A 13,341-nucleotide genomic window follows, 5' to 3' on the forward strand; every position below is an offset into this window, starting at 1 on the left:
AATTATTGGTATTTTTGCAGGGCGGAATTAATTCCGCTCTCTTTAATTATAAAAGTTCTTTTACACTTATGTTGACAAGAAGACATATTCGCGTTAAGGTTATGCAGTCGCTATACGCCTTTAATCAAAGCCAAAATGACAGGCTTGCCACTGAAGAAAAATTTCTGAAGAAAAGTATGGAAGAGATGTATGATCTTTACCTGCTGCAGCTAAACCTCTTTACTGAAATAAGGGGCAAGGCAGAAAAATTTCTTGAAAAATCCCAGCAGAAGCACCTGGCTACCCAGGAAGATATAGATCCCAATAAAAAATTTCTTGACAATAAGGTTATCCAGATTCTGGATGAGAACGAACATTTGCGTCAGGCTATAGAAGATCATAAAATTACGCACTGGAAAAGAGATGACGAGTATGTGACGATCGTTTGGGAAGAAATCAAAAAAAGTGAGCTTTATGAGGAATATATGCAAACAAGAAATTCCTCTTTTAAAGAAGATAAGGATTTTGTAATTGAAATTTTTAAGCAGATTATTGCACCCAACGAGAAGCTTTACGAATATCTGGAGGACAAAAAATTAACCTGGCTCGATGACCTTCCATTAATTAATACGGCTATTTTGAAAATGCTTCAGAAGCTAAAAGAAACTTCAGCCGATTCACTAAAGCTTACAAAGCTTTTCAAAAGTCCGGAGGACAAGGAATTTGCTATTGAGTTATTCAGAAAAACCTATCTTAACGATGAGGTTCTTTCCGCAGAAATGCTGGGAAAAACACCTAACTGGGATAAGGATAGAATTGCTGAAGTGGATATGGTTCTTATCAAAATGGCCATCTGTGAATTTATGAAGTTCCCGTCGATTCCGGTTAAAGTAACCATCAATGAATATCTTGAGATTGCGAAGGAATATAGTACTCCTAAGAGTAGCATTTTCATTAATGGGGTCCTGGATAAATTATCCCGGGAGTATAAAACCGAAGGGAAATTAAATAAAATGGGTCGCGGCCTTATGTAGTAAAGAATTTTTATTAATTTTACCCCTTGAATATTTTAAAATAAATCACCATGAAAAAAGGACTTTTAATGATAGCAGCAGTAGGAGCGCTGCTTTTTTCTTCTTGTAAGGATAACAATGCTTCAGACAAAGTGAGAGCAGAAAATGTGGAAACAGCTGCAGAACGTGACGCTCAGGAAACAGTGTATCCGGAGATTTCTTTTGAAGAAGAGGAATTTGATTTTGGAACTATCCAAAAAGGAGAAAACGTAGAGCACATCTTTAAATTTACTAATACAGGGAGAGCGCCTCTTGTTATTACCAATGCTACAAGTTCTTGTGGTTGTACAGTGCCAGATGCCCCAAAAGAGCCAATTGCACCTGGAGAAACTGCTGAGATGACTGTGAAATATAATGGTTCAGGAAATGGACAGGTGACAAAAACTGTTACTGTTTCTGCAAATACTGAAAAAGGAAAAGAGCAAGTGAAAATTAAAGCTTTTGTAGAAGCTGGAGAAACAACTAGCTAGAAGAAAAGTATATGGATAATTTAGCGCAGTTTGCCCCTATAATCTTAATGTTCGTTGTGGTGTATTTCTTTATGATACGACCTCAAATGAAAAAGGCAAAGCAGGAAAAAACCTTTGTCGAAGACCTTAAGAGAGGTGACAGAATTGTTACAAAAAGCGGGATGCACGGCAAAATTTTAGATTTCAGTGAAAAAAATAACGCAGTAATTATTGAAACCGGAGCAGGGAAAATTACTTTTGATCGTTCTTCCATATCTATGGAGATGAGTAAGAAGATGAATGAGCCTGTAAAACAACCGGCAGTAAAAGAGAAAAAATAACTTTCTGCTGTATTGCCTGAAAAGGCCAATGTAAAAATAAAAAACCTGTGAAATAGTTCACAGGTTTTTTTGTGGTGTATTTTTGACGCTTAGTATTTAGCTAAAAAAGTGAATAATGCAAAATGCCAATTTTCATGATTTTTTGTAATGATCGTTTAGACCAGCACCCTTTCTAATTAGCGGAATTATTTTTTCCATCCTTTTCTGTTTTGTGCTTTCCTTCTTTGCTTCAATAATATACTCAGTGTATTCCCTTTGCTTACAATCCGGAAGTTTTGCAAAGTAAGCTTTGAGTTGTTTGTCTTCTTTAAAGGCCATTGTTAGAGCAGGCGGTAAAACCAGTTGCTTACTTATTTCAGGTTTTACAATAAATAATTCCTAATTTTTGTTTTGCTATGGCTTCCGCAGTGTACTGCAGCAAAACTTCAGGTTTAATTTCATCGCCTTTTTAAATTTGATTTGCCGTAGTGTTTTGGTTTTTCCTTCCTGAGCGTTTTCAAGTAAAGTGGTATTTTCTTTAAGAGAGGCACCATTAAAGAACCACATGACACAGTGATTTTTAAAAGCAGCCAATCCTATTACATTCTTGCCTTCGAGGGTATAAACCGGTGCGCCCCATTTTATCTCTTCTTCCAGTTCTGTAGAAAGAAGCATCTTTCTTAAGGCTGAAAGTTCTTCCCGCCATTTTGTATGTATTTCCACATATTGATCTGCTGATTGTACGGGCATAGCTGTAGAGGTTATTAGATTATTTTTTATACTTTTCTGAAGTCAACTCTGCTAGTTTTACAATCACTTCAACGGCTTTCTGCATACTTTCTACAGGTACATATTCATATTTTCCGTGAAAATTATGTCCGCCGGCGAAGATGTTAGGGCAGGGAAGTCCCTTGTAGCTTAGTTGGGCACCATCTGTTCCGCCTCTTATAGGTTTTAAGACAGGTTTCACGCCTACAGCTTTCATGGCTTTTTCAGCAAGGTCAACAATATGTTTTACCGGTTCTATTTTTTCCTTCATGTTGAAGTACTGATCTTTAATCTCTATATTTATACAATCCCGCTCATACTGTGTACAAAGATCCTGGCCCAGATCAAGAATCATTTTTTTACGGGCTTCGAAGTGTTTTCTATCATGATCCCTAATTATGTAATGAAGTTCTGTCTCTTCAACATCTCCTTTCATGTTGCTTAAATGAAAAAATCCCTGTCTCCCCTCAGTATGTTCGGGAGTTTCAAGCCTTGGTAAAGAGCTTATAAAATCCTGGGCAATATAAAGACTGTTGATCATTTTGTCTTTTGCATATCCGGGATGTACACTTTTCCCAATTACTTTCACTACTGCAGAAGCTGCATTAAAATTTTCATATTCAAGTTCACCAATCTGGCTACCATCCATCGTGTAAGCCCATTCAGCGCCAAACTTCTGAACGTCAAATTTATGAGCACCTCTGCCAATTTCCTCATCTGGCGTGAAGCAAACTTTTATTTCACCATGCTCTATTTGAGGGTTATCAAGAAGGTACTGCATGGCTGTCATAATTTCTGTAATTCCAGCTTTGTCATCTGCCCCCAGAAGTGTTGTGCCGTCGGTGGTAATAATCGTCTGACCTTTATATTGAGCCAGATCCTCAAAATAATCGGGAGAGAGAATTATATTTTTTTCCTGGTTTAGAATAATATCATTGCCGTCATAATCTTCTATAATCTGCGGATTCACATTTTTTCCGCTAAAATCTGGCGTAGTATCAAAATGAGAGACAAAGCCAATCACAGGTACTTTATGAGCAACGTTTGCTGGCAAAGTGGCCATTACATACGCATGCTCATCTATGCTTACATTCTGCATCCCCATTTCCTTTAGCTCGTCTACGAGTAAGTTTGCCAAATCCCATTGTTTTGCCGTGCTGGGGGTGGAATTACTGGAGGGAGCGCTTTGGGTGTCAATCTTTATGTATTTTATAAATTTATTAATGAGCCTATCTTTGTTAACCATTACGATAATTTTTTTAAAGAATTTGGACTAAATTGTAATCAATCTTTTCGCCTAACAAAGATAAATGATCGGGAATCCTTTTACCTTAAACTTATGAAAAAACTAATCTTTCTTCTGATTATAACCATATTTACCTCCTGTAAAACAAAGTTTAATACCAATGAGAATACCCGGGAAAGGCTGGGAGTAACTGCTGAAAAGGCAATGGTTGTTTCTGCAAGAAAAGAAGCTTCAGCAATAGGTGTTGAAATTTTAAATAAAGGTGGAAATGCATTTGATGCTATGGTTGCTACCGAAATGTCTCTGGCGGTTTGTTATCCTTTTGCCGGAAATCTCGGAGGCGGCGGATTTATGGTGTATCGTCTTGCCGATGGAGAAACCGGTGCACTGGATTACAGGGAAAAAGCTCCTTTAGAAGCCAGTAAAACCATGTATCAGGATGAAAGCGGAGCAGTTATTTCTGAAAAAAGCAAAGTGGGGGCAATGGCAGTAGGAGTTCCCGGAACGATAGCCGGTATGTTCGCTGTACATGAGAAGTTTGGTTCTATGGCTGTGGCAGAAATTTTGAAACCTGTAATTGCGCTGGCTAAAAATGGTTTTGTGGTAACCGCGAAGCAGGCAGAAACACTGCAACGATACAGCGAGATGTTTGTTAAAGTTAACAATGATAGTATTCTTTTTTCTAAAGATTTTGCTGAAGGTGATACTATTAAGAACCTGGCACTGTCCAATACACTTCAAAGAATTTCAGAAAATGGAAGAAAGGAGTTTTATAACGGCACCACAGGTAAAAAGGTAATAGCTTTTTTGCAGGATTATAATGGTATAATGAAGATGGAAGACCTGGAAAGCTACGAAGCGAAATGGAGGGAGCCTATAAATATTAAATACAATGATTTAAATATAATTTCTATGCCTCCACCATCTAGCGGGGGCATTGTTTTGGGGCAGATTCTCAAAATGATCGAGAATTATCCTATTGATGAATATGGACATAATTCGGTTAAAGCTATTCAGGTAATAACAGAAGCTGAAAGAAGGGCATATGCGGACAGAAGTTTTTACCTGGGAGATCCAGACTTTGTGGAAATTCCAGTAGACTCTTTACTAAATGAGGAATATGCAAAAAGGCGAATGGAAAATTTTAGTTTTTCACAAGCCACTCCCTCCTCTCAAATGGATTATGGAGAAATTTCCGGATATGAAAGTATGGAGACTACGCATTATTCTATTGTAGATCAATATGGTAATGCCATTGCTGCTACTACCACTTTAAACGGGGCGTACGGTTCTAAACTTTATATTCAGGAACTGGGATTTTTTTTGAACAATGAAATGGATGATTTCAGTGCCAAGCCTGGTGTACCTAATATGTTCGGTTTGATTGGTGCCGAAGCAAATTCTATAGCCCCTGGAAAAAGGATGTTGAGTTCTATGACCCCTACAATTGTAGAAAAAAATGATGATTTATGGCTAACATTGGGCTCCCCGGGTGGCTCTACCATAATTACTTCAGTTTTGCAGACGATACTTAATGTGGAAGAATATAAGATGACGATGCAGGAAGCTGTAGATGCACCACGATTCCATCACCAATGGCTACCAGATGAAATATTATTCGAACCAAATGCTTTTAGCTCAAATGTTCTGGAGAGTCTACAAAATAAAGGATACCATATAGATGAAGGAGAGTCTACTATAATAGGAAAAGTAGATGCCATACGAGTTCTGCCAGATGGAACACTGGAAGGAGGAGCAGACCGAAGGGGGGATGATGTTGCAGTGGGCTTGTAGTTATTTCTTAAACTAGTTCAAAATTATGTTTATATTTTAATAGTTTTTGTTAAATCATTAAGTTATATTTAACTTATTAACTAAAGCTAGGAAAATTATGAAAAATAATTACTTGTTAAGTTTTTGCATGCTGCTTATTTGCACTTTAATGCAGGGACAAATTCAGGAAGTTACAGGTACAGTAGTAGATGAGCAGTCACAACCGCTACCTGGAGTATCTGTGGCTATTAAAGGAACCAATCAGGGAACAGCAACTGATTTTGATGGTAAATATAGAATAGCGGCATCTCTTGGGCAGACACTGGTTTTTACTTTTGTAGGTTTTGACGCACGAGAGGTAGAAGTAGATCAGGATGTTATTGATGTGACTTTGGTTTCAGGAATGGCACTTGATGAGGTAGTATTAGTGGGATCGCGCAATCGTGCACGTACCGTTACAGAATCATCGGTTCCTGTGGATGTATTAGATCTGGAGCAAATTTCTGTTTCAGTACCACAGGTTAATCTTAATCAGATGTTAAATTATGTAGCTCCATCCTTTTCTTCGAACACGCAAACTATTTCAGATGGAACAGATCATATTGATCCCGCATCACTTAGAGGTCTGGGGCCAGATCAGGTACTGGTGCTTATCAATGGGAAAAGAAGACATAATTCTTCCTTAATAAACGTCAATGGTACTTTTGGTCGTGGTAGTGTGGGAACAGATTTAAATGCTATTCCGGCTGCTGCTATAGGAAGAATTGAGGTATTACGGGATGGAGCGGCAGCGCAATATGGTTCTGATGCTATTGCCGGGGTTATAAATATTGTGCTTAAAGATGTCGTAAATGAGTTAAGGCTGGATGTCACTACCGGTGCAAACTTTACAGAAAACGCTAATGAGCAGACGGGAGGGGTAGATGGAGAAACTGTAAATGTTGCGGCAAGTTATGGGATAGAATTAGGAGATAACGGAGGTTTTATCACTTTTGCCGGTGATTTTGACTATAGGGAAGATTATAATCGAATGAAGGAATGGGAAGGTAGTATATTTAATGCTTATAATGCAATCGAAAGACAGGCATCTAATGCCGGGATAGACATTGCTAATCTATCTAATGAGCAAATTCAGCAATATGCTCAAAATGTATCTTATTTTGATGCTACTTTACAGGAAAATATAGCAAATGCAGAAGACAGATCTACTTTACAGTCTTTGCTTAATGTAGATGTTACAGAAAATGAACTTGACGCGAGAGGCATGGTGAGGAGCGATTTTAATATGAGAGTGGGCCAATCTGCGCTTCGTGGGGGAAGATTGTTTGCTAATATGTCTTTGCCAATAGATGATGAGGGAACCGAGTTATATTCTTTTGCCGGAATGAGTTCCAGGAAAGGAAATTCGGCAGGATTTTACAGGTTACCAAACCAAAGCAGGACTTACACTCCAATTTATATTGATGGATTTCTTCCAGAGATAAACTCTAAAATAAGTGATAAATCTTTAGCCGTGGGAATTCGTGGAATGGTGGGTGAATGGGACGTAGACTTTAGTAATACCTGGGGGGAGAATGAGTTTCTTTACTTAATTTCCAATACTTCCAATGCCTCCTTGCTAAGAGCGAGTCCAACTACTTTTGATGCCGGAGGATTTTCTTTTGCCCAGAACACTGTAAATCTTGATGTTTCGCAGTTATACGAGGATACTTTTGAAGCTTTGAATGTAGCTTTTGGAGCCGAGTATCGACTGGAAACTTACGAGATTGTTGCGGGAGAACGTGCTTCTTACGAACAATATACTCAAAATGGAGATGTGGTGACAAGGGCAGATCAGATGCCGGCAACAGATTTCTTCGGAAATGCCCGGCCAGGAGGGTCGCAGGTCTTTCCTGGATTTAGTCCAAAAAATGAGCTTTCGCGCCAACGTAGCAGTATAGCTGGATATTTGGATATTGAAGCCGATATTACAGAGGCGTTTCTGCTGACCTTCGCAACCAGGTTCGAAGATTATTCCGATTTTGGTTCTACTATAAACTTTAAGGTCTCATCCCGCTATAAATTAACTGATAATATCAATATAAGAGGGGCTGTAAATACAGGCTTTAGAGCGCCATCATTGCACCAGTTATACTTCAATTCCACTTCTACCATTTTCGATAATAATGGTGATCCTCAGGAAGTCGGGACTTTTTCCAATGATAGCAGACCAGCACAATTGTTAGGTATCCCGCAATTGAAAGAGGAGACTTCAGAAAGTATAAGTGTTGGTTTTACGGCAACAATTCCTGATGCAAATCTCACCCTTACGGTAGATGGATATTTTGTTGCTATTGATGACAGGATCGTATATACAGGACAGTTCCAGGGACCAGGAACAGGAACCGAGCTGGACAATTTATTGACCCAGGCCAATGCTACTGCTGCTTCGTTTTTTGCAAACGCAATAGATACCGAATCTAAAGGGTTAGATATTGTACTTACCCATAATGCCTATTTTTCAGAAGAATTTCAGTTAAAATCTGATCTTGCGGCTACGCTTTCAAAAACCAATCAGGTTGGAGGAATAAATGCTTCCCCTCAGCTGGAACGGGCAGGTTTGGTAAGCACCTATTTTCCTGAAGATAGCCGGATTTATCTTGAAGAAGCCGTGCCAAGAACGAAGATCAACCTTACCAATAATCTTACGATTAACAGGTTTAATGTATTTCTTAGAAATGTCTTTTTTGGTGAAGTGACCGAAGCTGTCACAACCCAGGCGAATCAGCAGGTTTTTGGTTCTAAAGTGGTGACAGATCTTTCTGCGGGCTACTCTTTTTCCGATGCTGTAAGATTTACCCTTGGAGCAAACAACCTGTTTGACGTGTATCCGGATAGGGCCGCACCGGAGTTTGGAAATAGAAGTGAGGGAAGGTTTGATTGGTCAAGAAGAGCGCAGCAATTTGGAATTGGTGGAAGGTTTTTATTCGCCAGGCTCAGTCTTACTTTGTAGAATTTTTTGATATTTATTTCCAATTAATAATTACCCCGACAGCTCTGCTTCGGGGTTTTTTGTTGTTAGATCAAAACAATTGTTCTTCAGTTACAAATAATTCATTGCATAATTATCTATGTAATGAAGGGAGACTCAACTTCAGGTTTAGGTTTTGTAACTGTAGAATATGTAGAAGTCTTTAAAGTAGTTTTCAGAATATAGAATTTAGTCTACTTTTGTACAAACCCGCTACTATGTATACATCAATAATAAGATCTGCACTTTTTAGATATGATCCCGAAAAAGTCCATTATTTCACCTTTAATGTTCTAAAAAAAATAAATAGTATTCCCGGAATTTCTTCTCTTCTGAAGAAAAAATACCATGTAAATGACAGAAGGCTTGAACGTGAAGTTTTCGGATTAAAGTTTAAGAATCCGGTAGGTCTTGCTGCTGGTTTTGATAAGGACGCCAACTTGTTTGAGGAGCTTTCCAATTTCGGTTTTGGTTTTATAGAAGTAGGCACTGTGACTCCCAAACCACAGCCGGGCAATGAAAAAAAGCGGCTGTTCCGCCTTCGGGAGGATGAGGCAATCATTAATAGGATGGGTTTTAATAATGGTGGGGTAGAGGCCATGGTGGAACGGCTAAAAAGGAATAAAGGTGTGCTTATTGGAGGTAACATTGGTAAAAACAAGCTCACTCCTAATGCAGAAGCAGTGGAGGATTATAAAATCTGTTTTGAGGCACTTTATGAGCACGTAAATTATTTCGTGGTCAATGTGAGCTCCCCAAATACGCCAAATTTAAGGGAGCTTCAGGATAAAGAGCCACTTACAAATCTGCTGAATACTCTTCAAAAATTAAACCTGGCAAAGCCGAAGCAAAAGCCGATATTGTTAAAAATAGCACCAGATCTTTCGGATTCACAATTGCTCGATATTATTGAAATTGTGCAGGCCACCGGAATCGCCGGTATTATTGCTACCAATACCACAATTTCCCGGGATGGTTTAAAATCTGAAAATAAGCAGGAAATGGGCGGAATGAGCGGAAGACCTTTAAAAAACCGTTCTACTGAAGTGATCAGGTTTTTATCTGAAAAAAGCAATAAAGCCTTTCCGATTATTGGCGTGGGTGGAATTCACTCTCCTGAAGATGCGCTGGAGAAACTTGATGCCGGGGCAAGTCTTGTACAATTGTATACTGGATTTATTTATGAAGGTCCGTCGCTTGTGAAAGCGATAAATAAGAAGATTCTTGAGCGGGAAATAAAATAAATTCTGAAGATAAATAGGTAGGGAGAGGTAGTAGAAATGGCAATTATCGACAAATTTTAGGACATGCCGATCTTCTGTTTCTTCTTTATAAATCCTAAAATACTATATTTGGTTTTATGCGAGAAATAAAGCTTATTGAGTGTCCGCGGGATGCAATGCAGGGGATTAAACCCTTTATTCCTACAGATAAGAAAGTGCAGTATATCCAGTCCTTATTAAGGTGTGGATTTGACACTATAGATTTTGGAAGTTTTGTTTCTCCCAAAGCTATTCCGCAAATGGCAGATACTTCAGAAGTTTTAAAGCAGCTTGATCTTTCCAGAACAAAAAGCAAGCTTCTGGCGATTGTCGCCAACGTGCGTGGTGCACAAGATGCTTCAGCTCATGAGGAAATCCAGTACTTAGGCTATCCTTTTTCAATTTCTGAAAATTTTCAGATGCGGAATACCCATAAAACAATTTCAGAATCTGTAGAGGTTCTAAAGGAAATTATCCAGATTGCCGGAGACAATAATAAAGAAGTTGTCGCCTACCTTTCAATGGGTTTTGGAAATCCATATGGTGACCCCTGGAATGTAGAAATTGTCGGGGAGTGGACAGAAAAGCTTTCAGCGATGGGGGTGAGAATTTTATCATTATCAGATACTATTGGAAGTTCCACACCAGATATTATAGAGTACCTGTTTTCCAATCTTATTCCGAAATTTAAAAATATCGAATTCGGTGCACATTTACATACCACGCCTTCCAGCTGGCACGAGAAAATAGATGCCGCATATAAAGCCGGCTGCTATCGCTTTGATGGGGCAATCCAGGGTTTTGGCGGTTGTCCTATGGCTAAAGACGAGTTGACGGGGAATATGCCAACAGAAAAAATGGTGTCCTATTTTAATTCGAAAAAGGCAGATACCAGTATCAGGATGGGGAGCTTCGAATCTTCTTACAACGAAGCTATAAAACTGTTTGATACTTATAATTAATTAAAATTATGGTTTAGGTATATTTCATCATTTTATTTTATTTAAAATTAATCTAAATAAATTTGGTGGCTGCACGTCCATTGCTATATTTGTCGTGTTGTTTTAAACCAGTCTAAATAAACTAATATGAAAAAGCTGTTATACCCAGCAATGATTTTTGCAGGACTTAGTCTTGTGTCTTGTTCAGGTGATGATGCAAACGAACCTATTTCCGGAGGAAACGAGGTAGAAGTTCCTGCTAATTACACTTTTGAAAGAAATAATTCTACAGTAAGTTATAGTGGTCAAACTGCGAGACTTCAAATGACTAAGGAAATACTTTCAAATTTCACAAACTTTGAAAGTGCTTCAGAAGAAATGCTTCTGAATATGTTTGCTAATGAAAACTCTCCTTTTGAAAATGCTGCTTTAAATGAATCCGGAAAAAGCGTAAAATCTAAAGTTGCTGCTTCTAATCTTTACTTTTCAGCTAATACAGTAGAAAGTTCGGAAATTAAAAATGATTTTGCCTCCTGGATCAGTGAGCAGATGACTACAGTAAAGATGAACAAAGATGAACTTGCAGAACCCGGCAAGTCGGGGCAGATTGCCCAGGGAACAAGAGTAAGGTATGTAAATGAAAAAGGTCTTGAACTTAATCAGGCTTTTGCAAAGGGCTTAATCGGTGGACTTTTGGCAGATCAGATATTAAATAATTATCTGTCCCAACCGGTCCTTGATGAAGCTGATAATCGTGAAAATAATAATGACGGCATTACTGAAGAAGGAAAAGCTTATACAACTATGGAGCACAAGTGGGATGAAGCTTACGGATACCTTTATGGAGATCCCTCTATTCCTGCTGCCAATCCAAACTCGGTATTAAACGAAAGCGAAGATCATTTGCTTTTCAGCTATCTGGGGCAGGTGGATGCCGATGAAGATTTTGCCGGACTTGCAGAAAGCACGTTCGATGCTTTTAAAGAAGGTCGTGCTGCGATCGTAGCCGGGAATTACGAAGTTCGTGATGAGCAGGTTGAAATAATAAGAGAAAATATCTCGGAAGTTATTGCGGTAAGAGCTGTTCATTACCTTCAGGGAGGTAAAAACGCTTTAAGTGAAGAGAATTACGGTGCGGCTTTCCATGAACTGTCAGAAGGATTTGGATTTATCTATAGCTTAAGATTTACTCATAATCCGGCTACTGATATGCCATACCTTTCAATGGAAAAAATTAACGAATTCAAAGAGCAATTGCTTGACGGAAACGGTTTTTGGGACGTTACTCCTGAAACACTGGATATGATTTCTGAAGAGATTGCTACAGCCTTTGACTTCACAGTGGCTGAGGCTGCTGAATAATAAATAAGCCGGAGCAGGATATCTGCTTCGGTTTTTATTTTTCTAAAACTATGAATGCGATTTTAAGATTTTTATTTATAGCTACCTTATTCTTCACAGCCTGTTCTACGGAGGATAAGGAGGCCGAAAACGGTGGCGATACTGATAGTTTTGACAGGGGGGCAATGCTGGCTAATTGGGCCGATAATATCATCGTTCCTTCTTTTGAAGCATTTCAGGAAGAGACTCAACAACTGGAAGAAGCTGCAAAGAGTTTTGCTGAAAACCCAGATGCTACTGAACTAAGCCTTCTCAGGACGCAATACAAGGAAGCCTACGTCGATTTTCAAACGGTTTCTATGTTTGAAATTGGAAAAGCTGAAGAGCTCAACTACCGGAGTTTTCTGAATACTTATCCGGCCAACAAGGAAAATATAGAATCTAAAATTGCATCAGGAAGTTATAATCTTGAATTGCCATCGAGCTTTGCAGAACAAGGTTTTCCTGCACTGGATTATTTGCTGTTTGGGTATGGTAATGCTGAGGAAACCCTGGCAGTATTTTCAGATAACCAACAGTATATTCAATATGTTATAGCAATTACTGAAAGAATAAACGCGCTAACTTCTGAGGTTACTGCGTCATGGCAGGGAGATTTCAGAAATACTTTTGTAGATAATACCAGTTCTTCAAGTACAGGTTCTGTAGATAGATTTACAAACGATTATGTGATGTATTTTGAAAAGATCCTGAGATCTGGTAAGATTGGATACCCCGCTGGGGCCTTTACAGGAACACCTTCTCCCGGGAATGTTGAAGCCCTTTATGCGGGTAACTCTAAAGAACTTTACCTTCAGGCGATCAAAAGTTTTCAGGATTTTTATTCAGGGTCCCATTTTGGATCTAACGGAAATGGCCCCGGTTATTCCCAATATCTTAAATTTCTGGATAGCTTAAAAGATGGAGAGAATCTTGATGATTTAATAAGTCAACAATTCCAAGCTATAAAGACCCAGAGTTCTAATCTGGATGACGACTTTAATACACAGGTTAAAACCAATAATTCAAAAATGCTGTCAGCATTTGATGAATTGCAAAAAGAGGTTATTCTCCTCAAAGTCGACATGATGCAGGCGCTTTCTATAAGTGTTGATTACGTGGACTCAGACGGAGATTAAT

At 38.7% G+C, this 13,341-nt stretch carries 12 protein-coding genes; 9 read left to right on the forward strand and 3 right to left on the reverse strand.

Annotated features, from left to right (window positions below; all coding sequences use genetic code 11):
• Positions 1-68 precede the first annotated feature (68 nt).
• Genes nusB through yajC form a run of 3 tightly spaced genes read left to right on the forward strand, consistent with a single transcriptional unit; the run spans position 69 to position 1,842 of the window.
• Positions 69-1,013: a transcription antitermination factor NusB gene (gene nusB, locus RM545_RS06670; protein WP_311494542.1), complete on the forward strand. Its 945-nt coding sequence runs from the start codon at positions 69-71 to the stop codon at positions 1,011-1,013.
• A 50-nt stretch (positions 1,014-1,063) separates the two neighbouring features.
• Positions 1,064-1,522: a DUF1573 domain-containing protein gene (locus RM545_RS06675; RefSeq protein WP_311494543.1), complete on the forward strand. Its 459-nt coding sequence runs from the start codon at positions 1,064-1,066 to the stop codon at positions 1,520-1,522.
• Positions 1,523-1,533: 11 nt separating this feature from the next.
• A complete protein-coding gene (gene yajC / locus RM545_RS06680; protein ID WP_311494544.1) occupies positions 1,534-1,842 on the forward strand; it encodes a preprotein translocase subunit YajC in 309 nt (102 codons plus the stop codon).
• A 132-nt stretch (positions 1,843-1,974) separates the two neighbouring features.
• On the opposite strand, the gene RM545_RS06685 is transcribed toward yajC, so the two are convergent.
• Genes RM545_RS06685 through pepT form a run of 3 tightly spaced genes read right to left on the reverse strand, consistent with a single transcriptional unit; the run spans position 1,975 to position 3,835 of the window.
• Positions 1,975-2,211, reverse strand: a complete 237-nt coding sequence (locus tag RM545_RS06685) for a YdeI/OmpD-associated family protein (RefSeq protein WP_311494587.1) — start codon at positions 2,209-2,211, stop codon at positions 1,975-1,977.
• 24 nt (positions 2,212-2,235) lie between these two features.
• Positions 2,236-2,571 carry a DUF1801 domain-containing protein gene (locus RM545_RS06690; protein WP_311494545.1) on the reverse strand — a complete coding sequence of 112 codons (336 nt, stop codon included), beginning with the start codon at positions 2,569-2,571 and terminating at the stop codon, positions 2,236-2,238.
• Positions 2,572-2,590: 19 nt separating this feature from the next.
• Positions 2,591-3,835: a peptidase T gene (gene pepT, locus RM545_RS06695; protein ID WP_311494546.1), complete on the reverse strand. Its 1,245-nt coding sequence runs from the start codon at positions 3,833-3,835 to the stop codon at positions 2,591-2,593.
• Positions 3,836-3,928: 93 nt separating this feature from the next.
• Between pepT and ggt the strand changes: the two genes are divergently transcribed.
• The 6 genes from ggt to RM545_RS06725 all read left to right on the forward strand — a co-directional run bounded on the left by ggt (position 3,929) and on the right by RM545_RS06725 (position 13,340).
• Entirely contained in the window at positions 3,929-5,629 is a 1,701-nt protein-coding gene (gene ggt, locus RM545_RS06700; RefSeq protein WP_311494547.1) for a gamma-glutamyltransferase, read from the forward strand.
• Between the two features lie 97 nt (positions 5,630-5,726).
• Entirely contained in the window at positions 5,727-8,600 is a 2,874-nt protein-coding gene (locus tag RM545_RS06705) for a TonB-dependent receptor (RefSeq protein ID WP_311494548.1), read from the forward strand.
• Positions 8,601-8,836: 236 nt separating this feature from the next.
• Positions 8,837-9,862: a quinone-dependent dihydroorotate dehydrogenase gene (locus tag RM545_RS06710; RefSeq protein WP_311494549.1), complete on the forward strand. Its 1,026-nt coding sequence runs from the start codon at positions 8,837-8,839 to the stop codon at positions 9,860-9,862.
• Between the two features lie 116 nt (positions 9,863-9,978).
• Entirely contained in the window at positions 9,979-10,842 is an 864-nt protein-coding gene (locus tag RM545_RS06715) for a hydroxymethylglutaryl-CoA lyase (protein ID WP_311494550.1), read from the forward strand.
• 126 nt (positions 10,843-10,968) lie between these two features.
• Positions 10,969-12,183 (forward strand): DUF4856 domain-containing protein, encoded by a 1,215-nt coding sequence (locus RM545_RS06720; RefSeq protein ID WP_311494551.1) that lies wholly within the window; start codon positions 10,969-10,971, stop codon positions 12,181-12,183.
• 50 nt (positions 12,184-12,233) lie between these two features.
• On the forward strand, positions 12,234-13,340 hold the full coding sequence (locus tag RM545_RS06725) for an imelysin family protein (RefSeq protein ID WP_311494552.1): 1,107 nt from the start codon (positions 12,234-12,236) through the stop codon (positions 13,338-13,340).
• Position 13,341 lies beyond the last annotated feature (1 nt).

Origin of the sequence: Autumnicola lenta (assembly GCF_031846515.1) — a bacterium.
In the GTDB taxonomy this organism is placed as follows: domain Bacteria; phylum Bacteroidota; class Bacteroidia; order Flavobacteriales; family Flavobacteriaceae; genus Autumnicola; species Autumnicola lenta.

Coding starts and splice junctions, on each gene's coding strand:
- nusB (WP_311494542.1), top strand. CDS start 69: ATGTTGACAAGAAGACATATTCGCGTTAAGGTTATGCAGTCGCTATAC.
- RM545_RS06675 (WP_311494543.1), top strand. CDS start 1,064: ATGAAAAAAGGACTTTTAATGATAGCAGCAGTAGGAGCGCTGCTTTTT.
- yajC (WP_311494544.1), top strand. CDS start 1,534: ATGGATAATTTAGCGCAGTTTGCCCCTATAATCTTAATGTTCGTTGTG.
- RM545_RS06690 (WP_311494545.1), bottom strand. CDS start 2,571: ATGCCCGTACAATCAGCAGATCAATATGTGGAAATACATACAAAATGG.
- pepT (WP_311494546.1), bottom strand. CDS start 3,835: ATGGTTAACAAAGATAGGCTCATTAATAAATTTATAAAATACATAAAG.
- ggt (WP_311494547.1), top strand. CDS start 3,929: ATGAAAAAACTAATCTTTCTTCTGATTATAACCATATTTACCTCCTGT.
- RM545_RS06705 (WP_311494548.1), top strand. CDS start 5,727: ATGAAAAATAATTACTTGTTAAGTTTTTGCATGCTGCTTATTTGCACT.
- RM545_RS06710 (WP_311494549.1), top strand. CDS start 8,837: ATGTATACATCAATAATAAGATCTGCACTTTTTAGATATGATCCCGAA.
- RM545_RS06715 (WP_311494550.1), top strand. CDS start 9,979: ATGCGAGAAATAAAGCTTATTGAGTGTCCGCGGGATGCAATGCAGGGG.
- RM545_RS06720 (WP_311494551.1), top strand. CDS start 10,969: ATGAAAAAGCTGTTATACCCAGCAATGATTTTTGCAGGACTTAGTCTT.
- RM545_RS06725 (WP_311494552.1), top strand. CDS start 12,234: ATGAATGCGATTTTAAGATTTTTATTTATAGCTACCTTATTCTTCACA.